The following is a 15980-nucleotide window of genomic DNA, read 5'->3' as shown; positions in this document are numbered from 1 at the left end:
TGCGGATGCAGGTCGGGAAGCAGCCCCTTGGCCATGCTCATGGGCAGGAACGGTGCGCCGCTCTTCTCGACGAAATTCCTGATGGCCTCGTCGGCCTGGGCGTAGGCGGCGCCCTTGCCGAGAATGATCAGCGGACGTTTTGCGTTCCTCAGGACATCCAGCGCCCGCTTCACCGCCGATGGGGCAGGGAGCTGCGCCGGCGCCGGATCGTTCACCTTGACCAGCGACTTGCGGCCGGCCTCGGCATCCATCACCTGGCCGAACAGTTTTGCGGGCAGGTCGAGATAGACGCCGCCCGGCCGGCCCGACACGGCGGCCCGGATCGCGCGCGCAAAACCGATGCCGATGTCCTGAGCATGCAGCACGCGGAAGGCGGCCTTGCACAAAGGCTTCGCGATCGCGAGCTGGTCCATCTCCTCGTAGTCGCCCTGCTGCAGGTCGACGATCTCGCGCTCGGACGAACCCGAAATCAGGATCATCGGAAAGCAATTTGTGGTGGCGTGCGCGAGCGCGGTCAGGCCGTTGAGGAAGCCCGGCGCCGACACCGTGAGACAGACGCCGGGCTTCCTGGTCAGGAAGCCCGCGATCGCCGCGGCGTAGCCCGCGTTCTGCTCGTGGCGGAACGAGAGCACGCGAATGCCCGCGGCCTGCGCCATGCGGCCGAGATCGGTGATCGGGATTCCCGGCACGCCGTAGATGGTGTTGATGCCGTTGAGCTTGAGCGCGTCGATGACGAGGTGAAAGCCGTCGGTGAGCTCTTGCTCGCTGCCCGATGCCTCGGTCTTCGCGGCGGTATTAAGCATGGGCTTCGTCTCCCTGTTCTCGGACGAGTTGATCGTCTTCTGGTCGAAGGTTGTCGCTAGTTGAATTCCCGGCCGTGCGCCTCGACGAACGCGGCAAGCCCGAGCGTGTGGTCCCGCGCGCGCTTCTCGGCGAGCTCGGTGTTGCGCTCTTCGAGCGCTTCGATGATCGCAAGATGCTCGGGCAGCGAGGCGGCGATGCGCTCCGTCCGTCCGATCGTGAGCTGCCGGTAGCCGCGCACGTGCAGCAGGATGTCGTTGGTCATGTCGACCAGGACCGGCGATTCCGACAGCGAGATCAGCGCCTGGTGGAACGCGATGTTGGCCTTGGAATATTCGTCGACATGGTCCTGGGGCAGGCGGTCGGCGTTGAAGTCCCTGAAGAAGTCGCGCAGCGCCGTGATGTCCTTCTTGCGTGCGGTGGTCGTGATCAGCCGCGCCGCCATGCTCTCGAGCGCGGCCCAGGCGCGGATCATGTCGACGATCTCGCTCTTGGTCCGCCGCACCACCACGATGCCGCGGCGCGGCACGGTCTTCACGAAGCCGTCCTGCTCCAGCATCGCGATCGCCTCGCGGATTGGTGTGCGGCTGACGCCAAGCCGCTCCGACAGCGCGCGCTCGTCCAGCATGATCGGCTCGGGGGTGGCATAGATGTCCATCTTCAGGATGGCATCCTTCAAGGCCTCGTAGGCCTTGTTCTTGAAGCTCGTCTCCGGGGCAATCCTGACGATTGCGATATCCGTTTCGGCCATCGTCGGGGGTACCTTGAGTTGGTCCTTGGGTCGTTTCCGCAGCGCCACGACAAATCTCCTCGTTGGGAGATGTCTCTTTACAGGAAAATTGTTGAATTTATTTTTGGCATGCCAAATGCCAGAATGTCAAGTTCGCTGGTTTTTTCAGCGGTTCCGTACAATCGCTTGTCTTGACAATCACGTTTCTGGCATACCAAATGCCATAAAATGGGCGCTTCAGGAGGAAGCTCGATGTCGAACGCAAAAGATCAAGTCCGCAATATCCTCGACCAGGTCAAGACGGATCAGCGTACCAGCCTGACGGCGCCGGAAGGCAAGCTCGTTTGCGATGCCTACGCGATTCCCGTTCCGAAGGAAGCATTGGCCAAATCCGGCAGCGAGGCCGCCAAGCTTGCATCCGACATCGGCTTCCCCGTCGTGATGAAGATCGTCTCTCCCGACATCCTGCACAAGACCGAAGCGGGCGGCGTGGTGGTCGGCGTCAAGAGCGCCGCCGAGGCCGAGAAGAGCTATGACGCGATCCTCGCCAACGCGAAGAAATACAAGGCCGACGCCAGGATCGAGGGCGTCCAGGTGCAGCAGATGCTGGCCGGCGGCACCGAGGTGATCGTCGGCTCCATCACCGACGGCTCGTTTGGCAAGCTCGTTGCCTTCGGGCTCGGCGGCGTGCTGGTCGAAATTCTAAAGGACATCACCTTCCGCCTCGCACCCGCGACGAAAGAGGATGCGCTGTCGATGCTCGACGGCATCCAGGCCCACGACATGCTGAAGGGCGTGCGCGGCGGCGATCCGGTCAACCGCGAGGCGCTGGCGGATGTCATCGTCAAGGTCTCGCAGCTCGTCAGCGATTTTCCCGAAATTGTCGAGCTCGACCTCAACCCGGTGTTTGCGACAAAGAGAGAGGCGATCGCTGCCGACGTGCGCATCGTCGTCGATTTCAACTACAGGCCGCGCGAAAAACCGCGGCCGACCGAGGAAATCGTCAAGGCGATGAACCGCATCATGCAGCCCAAGGCGGTCGCCGTGATCGGCGCCTCCGCCGAGGACGGCAAGATCGGCAACTCCGTGATGAAGAACCTGATCAACGGCGGCTACGAGGGCGAGATCCTGCCGATCCATCCGAAGGCGGAAGAGATCCTGGGCTACAAGGCGTACAAGAGCGTCAAAGACGTGCCCGGCGTGATCGACGTCGCGGTGTTCGCTATTCCAGCGAAATTCGTGGCCGGCGCGCTCGCCGAATGCGGCGAGAAGAAAATTCCCGGCGCCGTCTTGATCCCTTCGGGCTTTGCGGAAGCCGGCCATCCGGAATTGCAGGCCGAGATCGTCGAGGTCGGCAAGAAATACGACATCCGCCTGATGGGGCCGAACATCTATGGCTTCTATTATACGCCCGTCAATCTCTGCGCGACCTTCTGCACCGCCTATGACGTGAAGGGCCATGCGGCGCTGTCGTCGCAGTCCGGCGGCATCGGCATGGCAATCATCGGCTTCTCCCGCTCGGCCAAGATGGGCGTCTCCGCGATCGTCGGTCTCGGCAACAAGTCCGATATCGACGAGGACGATCTGCTGGCGTTCTTCGAGCAGGATCCCAACACCAACCTGATTGCGCAGCACTGCGAGGATTTGAAAGATGGCCGCGCCTTTGCCGAAGCCGCCAAGCGGGTCTCGAAGAAGAAGCCGGTCGTGGTGCTGAAGGCCGGCCGCACGTCCGCGGGCGCGAAGGCGGCGAGCTCGCACACCGGCGCGCTCGCCGGCAACGACAGGATCTATGAAGACGTCTTCAAGCAGTCCGGCGTGATCCGTGCCCGCTCGCTGCGGCAATTGCTCGAATTCGCGCGCGGCGTGCCGGTATTGCCGACGCCGAAGGGTGAGAACATCCTGATCATCACCGGTGCCGGCGGCTCCGGCGTGCTGTTGTCGGACGCGGTCGTCGACAACGGCCTGTCGCTGATGGTGATGCCGCCGGACCTCGATGCAGCCTTCCGCAAGTTCATCCCGCCGTTCGGCGCCGCCGGCAATCCGGTCGACATCACCGGCGGTGAGCCGCCGATCACCTATGTCAACACCGTCAAGCTCGGTCTGTCGGACGACCGCATCCATGCGCTGATCCTCGGCTACTGGCACACCATCGTGACGCCGCCGATGGTGTTCGCCCGCAACATGGTCGAGGTGAAGAAGGAGATGGAAGCGAAAGGCTTCGTCAAGCCGATGGTGGCCTCGCTCGCCGGCGACATCGAGGTCGAGGAGGCGGCCGAATATCTCTACCAGAACGGCATCCCGGCCTACGCGTATTCGACCGAGCTGCCGGTCGAGGTCTTGGGCGCGAAGTACAAATGGGCACGCGGGGCGGGGCTGCTGTAGATCAGGGTTGCCCCAATCTCGATCCACCTCGCCCCGCCAGTGGGGAGAGCTCGGATTGCATCGTAAGATGCAATCCGGGTGAGGCAACTTTCCACGAGTCCCTCTGCGGAAGCCCCCTCACCCGACCCTCTCCCCGCAAGCGCGGGGCGAGGGAGCACACCTCCGAGGTCGCACGCGCAAAAGCTCGCCTTTCGGTCCTCTCAATGTCGGGATTCTCATTTATGTTCCGCTCGAGCCGCATGATACTTTGCGCGGAACGCGCATTCCTGTCCTCGGAGCCGGAACCTCGCTGCGCCTTGGTGGTTGAAGGTCATCTTCAAACACTGGAGGATAGGATGAGGACCAGTCTTGCTGTTTCGTTGATCGCGGCATCGCTGTTGGCGTCGGGCGCGGCGCTTGCGCAGTCGACGACGGAGGAGGGTGCGAGGAATGGCGCCCGCGCGGGCGGCGACATCGGGGGACCGGTCGGCGCGATGGTCGGCGGCACCGTGGGTGCGGCCGTCGGCGCCGGGCTGGAAATTCCGAACGCCGTGATCACCTCGATTCCGCGCTCCGAGCCGTCCGTCGTGGTGCATGAGCGCGTCGTGGTGGACGAACCGCTGCCGCCCGAAGTCGTGGTACGCCCGGTGCCGGGCTATACCCAGTACGACTACGCGGTGGTCAACGACCGCCGCGTGATCGTCGAGCCCCGCACGCGCCGGGTGATCAAGGTCATCGAGTAACGAACGGCGATCCGTTCGGTCATCCCCGCGGGCACTGCTCGCGGGGATTCCATTTCGTCCGAGGTTTGGCCGGCCGAAGGACTCCCAGCGCTCCCGCCATTGTCGTGTAGTTAACGGTCGTACAGTTAACGCGAGACGCTACAGCGGCTCGCGCACGCCGAGCCCGTGCATGAAGCGCTCCCGAATCTGCACGGGGTCGCGCCGCGTGGTGCCTGTGCCCGGCTTTTCGTCGATGCGCACCCCGATCAGCGTCGGAGCCGCCGCGGACAGCGACTGCTCGACCAGTCGCTCGAAATCCTCCTCGTCGGCCGCCCAGGCGCTGTTGGCGATGCCGCTTGCGAGCGCGATGCCGACGAGGTCGGCGGTGGACGCGGCCGGCGTCGGCTGCGCGCCCGTGATCTGGTAGATGCCGTTGTCCATCACGATCATGGTGAGGTTGTTCGGCGACAGGGTGGCGATGGTCGAGAGCGCGCCGAGCTGCATCAGGAGCGAGCCGTCGCCTTCGAGCGCGAACACGCGCCGCTTCGGCTGCGCCAGCGCGACCCCCAGCGCGATCGGCAGCGCCAGCCCCATGCTGCCGAGCATGTAGAAGTTCTGCGGCCGGTGGCCGGCGGCCCACAGGTCGAAATTGGTGTTGCCGATGCCGCCGATCACGGCCTCGTCGTTCTTGAGCCTTGCGATCAGGCGCGAGGTGAGATCGAAGCGGTTCATCACCTTGGTGTTGCGGGCCGGGAGATGTGCTTGCGCGTTCATGCGATCGCTCACTTGTCGAAGACCTTGCCGCCGGTCAAGAGCGGGGAGAGGATCAGCGCCACCGGCGCCTGAGTGGTGACCGCCTGCTTGATCGAGCGGTCCGCGATGAATTCCAGCTCGTCGAGCCGGGTGATGGTGTGGTGCTCCATCGACAGCGAATCCAGCACCGGCCGCATGGTGCGGCAGACCAGCGCCTGGCCGTAGTTGAACTCGCCGAGCGTGCCGCGCTCGGACACGAACATGATCAGCGGGATCTGGTAGGGCACCGCCAGCGAGGCCAGCACGTTGGCGAGCGTCGCAAAGCCCGAGGTCTGCATCAGCACGCAGCCCTTCATGCCGGCCATCCAGGCGCCGGAGACGATGCCGACGGCCTCTTCCTCGCGCGCGGTCGCAAAGGTGGTGAAGAAGGGATCGGCGTGCAGATTCTTGATCAGCGCCGTCAGCACGCGGTCGGGCACGTAGGGCACGAGCCTGATCTCGTTGCGCTTGAGCGTCTCGAGCACGATGCCGTGCCAGCTCTGTCCGGCCTCAGCCACGCTTGTACTCCAATCTCTTAACGGTGTTCGGATCGTGCGGCCGCGCGCAACTTGACGCGAAAGGCGGGATTGTCAACATGCTCCCGCAGTTATGTGATCTGCGCAGCGGTGCGGTGCGAAGGCGGCTTGCCTGTGTCATTACGCGAGAGCCAACAGGCGGGAGGATATTGGTGATCGTTTGGGTTCGGATAGCCGCCGTCATCGCGGCGATGCTCGTGGCTTGCGGCATCACCTCCGCCGAGCAAGCGTTCCCGACCCGGCCCGTGCACATCCTGGTGCCATACCCGGCCGGCGGCGGTGTCGATGTCCTGACACGAACGCTCGGCGACGTGGTCTCGCGGCAATGGGGCCAGGCGGTCGTGGTCGAGAACCGGCCCGGAGCGGGCGGCGTGGTCGCCTCCCAGGTGATCGCGACGGCGGCGCCGGACGGCTACACCCTGATCATGGTGGCGAGCGGCCATCCCACCAATCCATTCCTCTACGCCAAGCTGCCCTACGACACGTTCCGCGACTTCACGCCGATCTCGCTGCTCGGCTCTTCGCCGAACATCCTGCTGGTGCGCAAGGATTCCGAGTTCAAGAGCCTGGACGAGGTGATCGCACAGGCCAAGGCCAAGCCGGGCAGCCTGTCCTATGGCCACGCCGGCAACGGCACCTCGACCCATCTCGCCGGCGAACTCTTGAAGAAGCTCGCGAAGGTCGACATCCAGGGCATTCCCTATCGGGGCGGCGCGCCCGCGATCAACGATCTGCTCGCCGGCCAGATTCCACTCTCCTTCAACAACGGACCCGAGTCGGTCGGCCAGCTCGCGGCCGGCACGGTGAGGGCACTGGCGGTCACCACCGCCAAGCGCGCGCCGTTCCTGCCCGACGTGCCGAGCATCGGCGAGATCGCGCCGGGTTATGACACCGAGGTCTGGTGGGGCCTGCTCGGCCCCGGCAACATGCCGCCGGAACTGGTCGAGAAGCTGTCGCATGATTTCGTCGCTGCCGTGAACAGCGAGGCCGTCAAGGAAAAGCTCAACAAGCTCGGCGCCTACCCGATCGGCAGCACGCCGAAGGAGTTCGACGCCAAGATTCACGCCGACTACGACAAATGGGGGCCGATCATCACGGCCGCCGGCATCCGGGCCGAGTGATGCCGTCCGCGCCGCCCTGCCTGCCGCCGCGCGAGGTTACGCGCCCGAAGGTGCCACCGCCGCCGCATGCCTGTGACACGCATGCTCACGTGTTCGGGCCGGCGGATCAGTTTCCCTATGCCGACGACCGCAGCTACACGCCGCCGGACGCGTCGCTCGAAAAATATCTCGGCATGCTCGATGCGACAGGCTTCGCCCGCGGTGTGCTGGTGCAGGGCAGTGCGCATGGCCACGACAATTCCGCGATGCTCGATGCCTTGCGGCGCTGCCCGGACCGCCTGCGCGCGGTCGCAGTGGCGGATGCAGACGTCACGCCCGCCACCTTGCGCGACTGGAATGCGCTCGGTGTGCGGGGATTGCGGTTCAACCATTTCTTCCGCGGCGGGCAGTTGCACTATCGCGGCGGTGTGCCGCTGTCTGCGGCTTCGAGGCTCGCGTCCGTCATGGCCGAGCTCGGCTGGCACCTGCAGCTCTGGATCGACGTGAAGGATCTGCCGCAAACCGTTCCGCTGCTGAAGTCTTTTGCCCTGCCCGTGGTGATCGACCATATGGGCCGCACCGACGCGCGCGCCGGCATCGGTACGGCCGGCTTCCAGAGCCTGTTGCGCGCGGTGGGCGAGGGCTGGTGCTGGGCCAAGCTGTCGGGAGCCCATCGTCTCAGCCTGCAGGCGCCGGACTATGGCGACGCCCGGCCGTTCCACGAGGCGCTGGTCGCGGCCAATCCGGAGCGGCTGGTGTGGGGCTCGGACTGGCCACATCCGCGCGTCGAGGGCGAGATGCCCGACGCCGGCCATCTGTTCGAGCTGTTCCAGGACTGGACGCCGGACCTTGCCGCGCGCGAGCGCATCCTCGTCGGCAATCCGGCCGCACTTTATGGGTTTCCGAGCTGAGAGCCTTTCGATGAGCGTCAACAACAAGCGCGTCTTCTACGTCAAATATCTCGCCCACCAGATCTACGTCGACATCCTGCGCGCGCGGGGCGACGTGCGGCTCGACCGGCTGGAGAACGAAACCGCAGAAGACGTCTACGCGCCGGTCGTGGCGGCGGCGCATGCCTATCAGATCGGCGCCGCCCGCGACGAGCTCGCGCCGCACTTCCATGTCGACGCGGACCTGTTGCGCCGCGCGCCGAACCTCCTGATCGTGTCGTCGAACGGCGCCGGCTTCGATCCCGTGGACGTCGAGGCTTGCACGGAAGCGGGCGTGCTGGTCGTCAACCAGTCCGGCGGCAACGCCCACTCGGTCGCCGAGCACGCGCTCGGCATGATGCTGACGTTGTCGAAGCGCATCATCGAGGCGGACCGGACGCTGCGGCGCGAGCGCGGTGTCAACCGCAACGAGCTGATGGGCCGGGAGGTGCAGGGGCGGACCGTCGGCATCATCGGCATCGGCAATGTCGGCCGCCGCATCGCCGAGCTTTGCAACGGCCTGCTCGGCATGAAGGTGCTGGCCTACGATCCCTATCTCTCGGCGGCCGAGATCGCCGCGCGGGGCGGGGAGAAGATCGAGCTCGACGATCTGCTGCGCCGTTCCGATTTCGTCTCGATCAACTGCCCGCTGTCGAAGCAGACCCGCGGCATGATCGGCGCGCGTGAGTTTGCGCTGATGCAGCCGCATGCCTATTTCGTCACCACCGCGCGCGGCTTCATCCACGACGAGGCGGCGCTGGCGGAGGCATTGCGCGGCAGGAAGATCGCCGGCGCCGGCCTCGACGTCTGGTCGAAGGAGCCGCCGCCGCCCGAGCATCCGCTCCTGCAATTCGACAATGTGCTGGCGAGCCCGCACACCGCCGGCGTCACCCACGAGGCGCGCGAGAACATGGGCCGGATCGCCGCCGAGCAGCTGCTCGGTGCGCTCGATGGCAAGCGGCCGCCGCGCATCATCAATCCCGAGGTCTGGCCGGCCTACAGTGCGCGTTTTGCCCGCGCCTTCGGCGTGAGGCCGAAACAGACGCAGTCGCCGTGAGGAAAGATTTCCTTCGTGATTGCCTTCGCTCCTGCAACAAGACTATTGCCATCCATGGTCGGCGCGAAAGCGGCATTGCTATTTTCCGCGCGACCTCGACAACGTCGCGGCCGCTGACCATTTTCCCTTCCGCGCCATAGCCTTATGGGCGCTGTTTCCGGTGGCGGCGAAAGGGTTGTCCGATGCGACAGATCGGTTCATTGCTGCGCGCCGCGCCCTCCAAGATCGGGCGGAAAATTGGGCAATTGATCGCCATTGCCGCTGCCAGCCTGCCCGCCGCCGGGGCCTGACCATTCCTCCGGAGGCATTCCCATGCCACCTCCCCGGTCTAGAGACGTCGAGCCGTCCTTGCCGATTTGACGCCAGTCAAGACGCCCGCGAACTGCTAAGGTTACACTTCCGCAAAACGCCACGGATGTAACCGGAGGTTGCCATGTCGCGGTATGTCGTACATTTCATGAAGGACGTGCTTGGCGAGAATGGTCGGCAGTGCGAAGTGTGCCAGAGCACGGTGGAGATCGACGCTTCCGATGAGGCGCAGGCCGTCGAGCTTGCCAAGCGGAGGTTCTGCGAGAGCCAGTCGTTGTGCGATTGGTCGCTGCACGCCGACCGTCTCCAGATCCGGGCTGCCGATTATCCTTCCTGATCGACCGCCTCATCGAGACGCAACGCCGCCCGTGGAACTGCGGTGATCGGAAGGCGTTGTCGTGGCATGAAGGGGACCTGGACCTGTCGGGTTCCCCCGACGAGGCGGTCGATGAAGGACTTTGCAGATGCGGCATTCTCTCCGGAGGTGATCGCGCGCATGACCGCAGCGCTGGAGGCATCGATTGCAACGTTGCCTGAGCCCGTCACCTCCCATCAGGTCAACAAGCTGGCCGAATCCATCCTGCGAACCGCGAAATCAGGGGAATGCGACGTTGCCGTCCTGCAGCGGATGGCGCTCCTGGAGCTCCAGATCACACCGCATGTCTGACACGCGCAATCGCTCGGTCAAGCCGCATACGGACCCAGCTCGCGCAGGAGTTCGCGCCGGAAATCGTGATAGTCGACCTCGATCAGGTGGCGCGGGGCGGTCCCGTAACGGCGTGCGCGCGAACTCGTTTCCTTGGCGATCCGCGCGCCGATATCCGCGGGACGGTGGAGGTTGCCGTTGATCTGCAGCGCGGCGATCCTTGCCTGATGGTCGGCAAGACGCCAGATGCAGCCGATCGGCTGAAACAGCCCGATGAAGAACAGGCTCGAGATCTCCCGATGCATCATCGTGAGATAGAGCGGCGGCGACTGGGCAAAGCCTGCTCCCAGCACCGTCTCGTCCAGGAAGGGATAGCTGAAGCGGTAGCCGGTGGCCCAGACGATGGTGTCGAAGGCCTCGGTCGATCCGTCGCTGAAGCGCACGAGATTGCCGTCGAAACGCGCGATGCCGGGACGGGCCAACACCGAGCCGTCGCGCAACGCCGCGAGGATTGCCGAATTGAGCGTGGGGTGCATGGTCAGCGGGCTGCCGGCGGGCTCGCTGAGCCCGTACTTGTTCCAGGGGCCGACCGCCAGACGCACGACCAGCCTGGCGATGGGATCGCGAAGGAACGGCCAGTACTGCCGCAGCCGGGCATACATGATGTCGGTCGGCCGTCCGAACATCAGCTTCGGCAGGATGTAGCAGCCATGCCGCAGGCTGATGCAGCTCGAGGCGGCGCCGCGCGCCACGTCGACTGCGATGTCGCAGGCCGAGTTGCCGCCGCCGACCACGAGCACGCGCTGGTTCTTGAACGGTTCGGGCCGCTTGTAGTCATGCGAATGCAGCACCCTGCCGGTGAAAGTGCCCGGATAGTCCGGAATCAGGGGATCGCGATGATGACCTGAGCAGATGATCAGGTAGTCGAAAGCTTCGACGCGCCGTCCGTCGGGCCCGTCGACCTCGACCGACCACTTACCATCCGGCAGCCGCGTCGCCCTTGCCACGCGGCTGTCGAGCGCGATCCAGGGCGACAGGTTGAAGTGCCGTGCGTACGACTCGAAATAGCCGCGCACCTGCCGATGCGAGGGAAAATCCGGATAGTCCGCCGGCATTGGAAAATCTTCGAATTCCGATAGCCGCTTCGATGAGATCAGGTGGGTGGCGTGATAGACGCTGGACCGCCCGGGTTCGTCCTCGTAGACCCAGTTGCCGCCGATTGCAGGGCCTTCCTCATAGCAGACGATGTCGTCGATGCCGGCCGCGAGCAGGTTCTTCACCGTGGTGAGGCCGCACGGGCCTGCGCCGATGACACAGACGCGGCCGGATGCGGACCGGCGCTCCTGCGTCAGGCGGCCTCCGGCGGCCGACGCGGAATGGCGGACATCACTCGTCGCGTTCTCCGCGTCGAGCAAGACTGGGACGGCGAGCGTCATTGGAAAAACGGTCTGCTTTGCGGCCTAACGACATGGCGTCCCGGAAGCCGCGGCGATTTCGGAAATGATGTGCTGGTGAATGTCAGGCAAAGTCGTCAGCGTCACGTGGTCCACCTGGGGCTTGCTTCCCAAGTCGACGTTCTGGAGCTGTCCGTGAAAACCGTCGCCCCGCTTCACGGACGTCCCGATGCCGGTGGAGAGATAATAGTTCTCCAGCCGATGCACGTTGTCGGGGACCTCGGTCGAGGCGACGGGATCCAGCGTCACCGCGAGCGCGACGCGGACGCCGGCTTCCTGCAGCGCCTTGGCGATGTCGACGACGGCGATGGCGCCGAGCGAATGCCCGATCAGGACGATCGAGCCGGCGCGGCCGCTCCTGCAATCCTCGATCGCCTCGTTCGCGATCGAGCGCCAGAGCAGGTGATTCGTGATGTCGTGCGGGATGCCCTTCTTCTCCAGCTCGTAGGCGAAGCCGTCGATGCCGGGAGACAGCACGTTCATGAAGCCGCGCACCAGATAGACCTTGGGGGCGCGGGGAGCCGTGTTCGCCTGCCCGGGCAGGCAGACGACCGCGGACAGCATGAACGCCACGAGCAAGCGGACGAATTTCGGATTCACGTCGGTGTACCTGAACAACCTGCAATATCGCTGCAACATAACTTTCATTCGATGGCAGTCAAGCAATCGCCCATCACGGCGGCGTCAACCGCGTCGTTGCTGCAACACCTGCAACCGCCGGTCTGCCCGTCCCGCCCGGGCGGCTCAGGATTCGAGCGCCGTGAATTTCAGGGAGAAGCACGCGCCGTGCGGGTCCCGGTTTTCCACCGTGACCGTTGCCGCATGCAGCTCGGCGATCCGCTGCACGATCGACAGGCCGAGGCCGGTAGAGCCCTGCTTCCTGCGATCGCGGCGCCAGAACCGCCGGAAGATCAGGCTGCGCTCGGCTTCGGAAATCCCGGGCCCCTGGTCGAGCACGCTGACGGTACCATTGCCCTCCACGACGAATTCGACGGTCGAGCCGGGGGCCGTGTGATTGATCGCGTTCTCGGCGAGGTTGCGGATGGCGCGCCCGAGCATCTCGGCATTGCCGTTGATCCAGACCGGCGCGGTCTCGCCTGACAGGGCGATGTCCTTACCCTGCGCCAAGGCGAGCGGCGCGACGAACTCGGCGACGCCCTCGGCCACCGATCGCAGATCGGCTTTTTCGCTGGAGTCGACCACGAGGGCCTCGAGCTCGGCGATCTCGAGCAGCTGGCCCACGATATGGGCCATGCCCTCGACATTCTGGCGCAACGCGGTGCGCAGCTCCGGATCCTCGAGGATGTCGATGCGCGTGCGCAGGATGCTCAAGGGTGTGCGCAACTCATGGGCGGCATCGGCGGTGAAGTCGCGCTGCACCTTGAAACCTTCCTCCAGCCGGTCCAGCGCCAGGTTGACTGCCGAGACCAGCGGGCGGACCTCGTGCGGCAGCTCGACGGTCGGCAGGCGGACGCCCGGCCGCGTCGGCCCGATGCCGGCGGCGATCTCCGAAGCCTGCCGTAGCGGCCAAAGGGCGCGGCGGAAGATCGCGATGTCGGCGAACAGCAGCACCAGCAGGATCGGCAGCGTGATCCAGCCGACGTTCCTGTAGAAGTCCCGGACGATGTCGTCGATCAGCACGTCGCGGTTGGCGAGATCCTCGCCGGTCTGGATGAAGACGACGCGATCGCCGACCGCCTTGCGGATGCTGGCGCCGGAGAGGGTGGCATCGCCATGCCGCTGATGCAGGAATTCAACCGGCTCGGTGCGGCTGTCGTTGGCGAATAGCGGCGCATTGTCCTTCAGCGAGGAGAACAGCACGCGGCCTTGGTCGTCGGTCACCGCGTAGGCGTAGCGGCCGTAGGCCTGGGAGTAGAGGCCGAGCAGGTCGAGCGGGAGATTGAGCGCGAGATGCCCGTCGGATTCCGCCTCGAGATGCTCGCCAACCGCGACGGCCTGCTCCTGCATCGCCTTGTGGTGGATGTTGTTGGTCGCGTAGCCGAGCAGCCACGACAGCGCCAGCGCCATCAGGACCGAGGTGATGCCGACCGCCACGACGTGCAGGAAGACGATGCGGGAGAGGATCGACTTGAAGCGCGACATGTCATGTCTGCTCCGCGATCAGATAGCCGACCCCGCGGATGGTATGGACCTGCACCCTGGCGCCGCGCTCGGAAAGCTGCTTGCGCAGCCGGTGGACATAGACTTCGATCGCATTGGAGCCGACCTCGCCGGAATGTCCGAACAGGTGATCCTCGACCTGCTTCTTGGAGACGACGCGGCCCTTGCTGCGCATCAACAGCTCGAGCACGGCAATCTCTCGGGCCGACAGGGCTTGCGGCTGATCGTCGATCGAGGCCTGGCGGTTGCGGGTGTCGAATTCGAGGTTGGCGATGCGGAGCGAATTGCCGAGCAACTGGCCCGGCCGGCGCAACTGTGCCTCCAGCCGCGCCACGAGCTCCTCGAGCGCGAACGGCTTGACCAGATAGTCATCGGCGCCGCTGCGCAGGCCCTGGACGCGGTCGTTCAGCCCGCCGCGCGCGGTCAGGACCAGCACGGGGATCGGATTGTTGCGGCTCCTGACCTCGCGCAACAGCGCCAGGCCGTCGCCGTCGGGCAGGCCCAGGTCGAGGATCAATGCCGCGTAGAACGTCGTGTCCAGCACGCTGTCGGCTTCCGCGACCGTCGACAGGATGTCCGACTCGTAGCCCGCGGCTTTCAGGCCCTTGGCGAGAAGCCCGGCCAGCTCTTCATTGTCCTCGACGATCAACAGGCGCATCTCTCGACACCCGGTGCTGCCCTGCAGCCTGCACGCTCGAACTCGTCCGAAAGGTTACGGGATGCGGCGCGACCTGCTGCGGAAAACCTGTAAGGCCGGTGTAAGCCGGCCAGGGTGCCCCCGCCATTGGGAGCTTTCGCGGGATCGCAGCATTTCGCGGTGCCGAAGGCAAGATTCTTCCTGGCTCGCCGGCTGTGCCGCAGGTGATTCGCCGAATCTGTTACACTGACCTTACAGCGTGTTGAGCCCGACAGGGTTGCGCTATTGCAGCAGTATCAAATCGTCAATATGAGGAGAGCATGGCGAGACCCGCATCGCGGGAGGGCGCATAGTTCGACTGCGGGGGCCATCGGTTGCGTGGCTCGATGCATGAAATTGCGGGATAGGAATGCGCGCGAATTGGCACCGCGGCAGATTGGCGATCGCTCTCACGGTGGCTGCGCTCGTCTTCGCAGGCGTGGTCGGCGCGAGCCGGACGTTCGTGGAGCGCGCCAAATCGGAGACCACGAAGCCGGCCAAGGCCAATTCGTCGCGCTTCACGCCGAACGAAGCGCAATGGGCGAGCCTGGAAGTCGCCCCTGTCACCGAGCAGGTGTTTCGCGCCGAGCACGTCACCGAGGGCAAGATCGCGATCGACGAGGACACCTCGACGCCGATCTTCTCGCCCTATGCCGGGCGCGTCACGAAGCTGCTGGTGAAGCCGAGCGACACGGTCGCGCGCGGGCAGGCGCTGTTCGTGATCGAGGCGACCGATACCGTGCAGGCGCTGAACGACTATGTCACCGCGCTGAGCGGCCTGAACACGGCGCGCTCCAAGCTCAACCTCGCGCAGATCGTCGAGAAGCGGCAGGACGATCTCTACGCCGGCAAGGCCGTGCCGTTGAAGGACTGGCAGCAGGCCCAGGCCGATCTCACCACCGCGCAGAACGACATGCGCGCGGCCGAGACGGCGGTCGAGGCGGCGCATAACCGCCTGCGCATCCTCGGCCGTTCCGAGGAACAGATTTCAGCGTTCCAGCAAACCCGGCAGATCAGCGCGGACACTCCGATCTATTCGCCGATCGGCGGCACCGTGATCCAGCGCAAGGTCGGGCCGGGCCAGTTCATCGCGAGCGGGGCGAGCGACCCGGTGTTCGTGATCGGCGATCTCTCCACCGTGTGGCTGACCGCCTTCGTTCGCGAGAGCGAGGCCGCTGACGTCAGGATCGGGCAGGGGATCGACTTCGCCGTGCTGGCGCTGCCCGGGCGCATCTTCAAGGCCAGGATCGATTACGTCTCGGCGGCGATCGATCCGTCGAGCCGCCGGCTGATGGTGCGCGCCACCATTGACAACAAGGACGGCCTGTTCAAGCCTGAGATGTTCGCCAACGTCACGATCTATGCCGGGGAGGACCACGCCTCGGTGGGCGTGCCGAAGCAGGCCTTGATCTACGAAGGCGACAAGGTCCGGCTCTGGGTCGCGCGTGACGACAGGTCGATCGAGCTGCGCACGATCGAGACCGGTTTCATCAATGGCGACCTCGTCGAGGTGCGCAAGAATCTCGAAGCCGGGGAGAAGGTCATCACCAAGGGCAGCCTGTTCATCGACCGGGCGGCGTCCGGGTCCTGACGGCGAGCGGAGATCAAGAACCCGATGGACCGCCTCGTTTCGATCGCCGTCGGCCGCCGCTTCCTGATGGTCGGGCTGTTCGCCGCCGTCATCATCGGCGGACTGGTCGCGTTCCAGCAACTGAACATCGAGGCCTATCCCGATCCGACGCCACC

16 protein-coding genes are annotated in these 15980 nt (G+C 65.2%); 8 read left to right on the top strand and 8 right to left on the bottom strand.

Annotation, left to right across the window (positions count from 1 at the left end):
* On the bottom strand, positions 1-803 hold an 803-nt coding region (locus tag JOY90_RS17485), incomplete at its 3' end, for a thiamine pyrophosphate-binding protein (RefSeq protein WP_291692369.1).
* Positions 804-859: 56 nt separating this feature from the next.
* Complete coding sequence (locus tag JOY90_RS17480) at positions 860-1552, bottom strand: GntR family transcriptional regulator (RefSeq protein ID WP_291692368.1); 693 nt, start codon at positions 1550-1552, stop codon at positions 860-862.
* Between the two features lie 231 nt (positions 1553-1783).
* Between JOY90_RS17480 and JOY90_RS17475 the strand changes: the two genes are divergently transcribed.
* Together JOY90_RS17475 and JOY90_RS17470 are read left to right on the top strand one after the other, a co-directional pair.
* Positions 1784-3913, top strand: a complete 2130-nt coding sequence (locus tag JOY90_RS17475) for an acetate--CoA ligase family protein (RefSeq protein ID WP_291692367.1) — start codon at positions 1784-1786, stop codon at positions 3911-3913.
* 335 nt (positions 3914-4248) lie between these two features.
* The gene (locus JOY90_RS17470; RefSeq protein ID WP_291692366.1) at positions 4249-4635 is read left to right on the top strand and encodes a DUF1236 domain-containing protein; all 387 of its coding nucleotides are present in this window, start codon (positions 4249-4251) and stop codon (positions 4633-4635) included.
* 138 nt (positions 4636-4773) lie between these two features.
* Here the strand turns inward: JOY90_RS17470 and JOY90_RS17465 are convergent, their stop codons facing one another.
* Together JOY90_RS17465 and JOY90_RS17460 are read right to left on the bottom strand one after the other, a co-directional pair.
* A complete protein-coding gene (locus JOY90_RS17465) occupies positions 4774-5388 on the bottom strand; it encodes a thiamine pyrophosphate-dependent enzyme (RefSeq protein ID WP_291692365.1) in 615 nt (204 codons plus the stop codon).
* A gap of 8 nt (positions 5389-5396) precedes the next feature.
* A complete protein-coding gene (locus JOY90_RS17460) occupies positions 5397-5924 on the bottom strand; it encodes a thiamine pyrophosphate-binding protein (protein WP_291692364.1) in 528 nt (175 codons plus the stop codon).
* A gap of 170 nt (positions 5925-6094) precedes the next feature.
* On the opposite strand from JOY90_RS17460, the gene JOY90_RS17455 reads away from it, so the two are divergent.
* From JOY90_RS17455 to JOY90_RS17435, 5 genes are all read left to right on the top strand, one after another.
* On the top strand, positions 6095-7063 hold the full coding sequence (locus JOY90_RS17455; RefSeq protein WP_291692363.1) for a tripartite tricarboxylate transporter substrate binding protein: 969 nt from the start codon (positions 6095-6097) through the stop codon (positions 7061-7063).
* Complete coding sequence (locus JOY90_RS17450) at positions 7063-7953, top strand: amidohydrolase (RefSeq protein WP_291692362.1); 891 nt, start codon at positions 7063-7065, stop codon at positions 7951-7953. The genes JOY90_RS17455 and JOY90_RS17450 overlap by 1 nt, the downstream gene beginning before the upstream one ends.
* A 10-nt stretch (positions 7954-7963) precedes the next feature.
* Positions 7964-9028 (top strand): hydroxyacid dehydrogenase, encoded by a 1065-nt coding sequence (locus JOY90_RS17445; protein ID WP_291692361.1) that lies wholly within the window; start codon positions 7964-7966, stop codon positions 9026-9028.
* Positions 9029-9461: 433 nt separating this feature from the next.
* Positions 9462-9674 (top strand): hypothetical protein, encoded by a 213-nt coding sequence (locus JOY90_RS17440; RefSeq protein WP_291692360.1) that lies wholly within the window; start codon positions 9462-9464, stop codon positions 9672-9674.
* Positions 9675-9785: 111 nt separating this feature from the next.
* Positions 9786-10004 (top strand): hypothetical protein, encoded by a 219-nt coding sequence (locus JOY90_RS17435; protein ID WP_291692359.1) that lies wholly within the window; start codon positions 9786-9788, stop codon positions 10002-10004.
* A gap of 17 nt (positions 10005-10021) precedes the next feature.
* On the opposite strand, the gene JOY90_RS17430 is transcribed toward JOY90_RS17435, so the two are convergent.
* The 4 genes from JOY90_RS17430 to JOY90_RS17415 form a co-directional block, all read right to left on the bottom strand.
* The gene (locus JOY90_RS17430; RefSeq protein WP_291692358.1) at positions 10022-11419 is read right to left on the bottom strand and encodes an NAD(P)-binding domain-containing protein; all 1398 of its coding nucleotides are present in this window, start codon (positions 11417-11419) and stop codon (positions 10022-10024) included.
* Between the two features lie 24 nt (positions 11420-11443).
* A complete protein-coding gene (locus JOY90_RS17425; RefSeq protein WP_291692357.1) occupies positions 11444-12037 on the bottom strand; it encodes a hypothetical protein in 594 nt (197 codons plus the stop codon).
* A gap of 144 nt (positions 12038-12181) precedes the next feature.
* Positions 12182-13540 carry an ATP-binding protein gene (locus tag JOY90_RS17420; protein WP_291692356.1) on the bottom strand — a complete coding sequence of 453 codons (1359 nt, stop codon included), beginning with the start codon at positions 13538-13540 and terminating at the stop codon, positions 12182-12184.
* Between the two features lies 1 nt (position 13541).
* The gene (locus JOY90_RS17415) at positions 13542-14216 is read right to left on the bottom strand and encodes a response regulator transcription factor (protein ID WP_291692355.1); all 675 of its coding nucleotides are present in this window, start codon (positions 14214-14216) and stop codon (positions 13542-13544) included.
* A gap of 433 nt (positions 14217-14649) precedes the next feature.
* Here JOY90_RS17415 and JOY90_RS17410 point away from each other — a divergent pair, with 433 nt between their 5' ends.
* The gene (locus JOY90_RS17410; protein ID WP_291692354.1) at positions 14650-15825 is read left to right on the top strand and encodes an efflux RND transporter periplasmic adaptor subunit; all 1176 of its coding nucleotides are present in this window, start codon (positions 14650-14652) and stop codon (positions 15823-15825) included.
* Positions 15826-15980: the final 155 nt, after the last annotated feature.

It is taken from the genome of Bradyrhizobium sp. (assembly GCF_019242285.1).
Classification (GTDB): Bacteria; Pseudomonadota; Alphaproteobacteria; order Rhizobiales; family Xanthobacteraceae; genus Bradyrhizobium.
Note: the sequence above shows the minus strand (reverse complement) of the source record. Positions and strands in the feature narration are given on the sequence as shown.

Bases quoted from the DNA above. Each gene is read 5' to 3' on its own strand.
- JOY90_RS17475 (WP_291692367.1), top strand. From the start codon at position 1,784: ATGTCGAACGCAAAAGATCAAGTCCGCAATATCCTCGACCAGGTCAAG.
- JOY90_RS17450 (WP_291692362.1), top strand. From the start codon at position 7,063: ATGCCGTCCGCGCCGCCCTGCCTGCCGCCGCGCGAGGTTACGCGCCCG.
- JOY90_RS17445 (WP_291692361.1), top strand. From the start codon at position 7,964: ATGAGCGTCAACAACAAGCGCGTCTTCTACGTCAAATATCTCGCCCAC.
- JOY90_RS17430 (WP_291692358.1), bottom strand. From the start codon at position 11,419: ATGACGCTCGCCGTCCCAGTCTTGCTCGACGCGGAGAACGCGACGAGT.
- JOY90_RS17415 (WP_291692355.1), bottom strand. From the start codon at position 14,216: ATGCGCCTGTTGATCGTCGAGGACAATGAAGAGCTGGCCGGGCTTCTC.
- JOY90_RS17440 (WP_291692360.1), top strand. From the start codon at position 9,462: ATGTCGCGGTATGTCGTACATTTCATGAAGGACGTGCTTGGCGAGAAT.
- JOY90_RS17480 (WP_291692368.1), bottom strand. From the start codon at position 1,552: ATGGCCGAAACGGATATCGCAATCGTCAGGATTGCCCCGGAGACGAGC.
- JOY90_RS17465 (WP_291692365.1), bottom strand. From the start codon at position 5,388: ATGAACGCGCAAGCACATCTCCCGGCCCGCAACACCAAGGTGATGAAC.
- JOY90_RS17435 (WP_291692359.1), top strand. From the start codon at position 9,786: ATGAAGGACTTTGCAGATGCGGCATTCTCTCCGGAGGTGATCGCGCGC.
- JOY90_RS17420 (WP_291692356.1), bottom strand. From the start codon at position 13,540: ATGTCGCGCTTCAAGTCGATCCTCTCCCGCATCGTCTTCCTGCACGTC.
- JOY90_RS17470 (WP_291692366.1), top strand. From the start codon at position 4,249: ATGAGGACCAGTCTTGCTGTTTCGTTGATCGCGGCATCGCTGTTGGCG.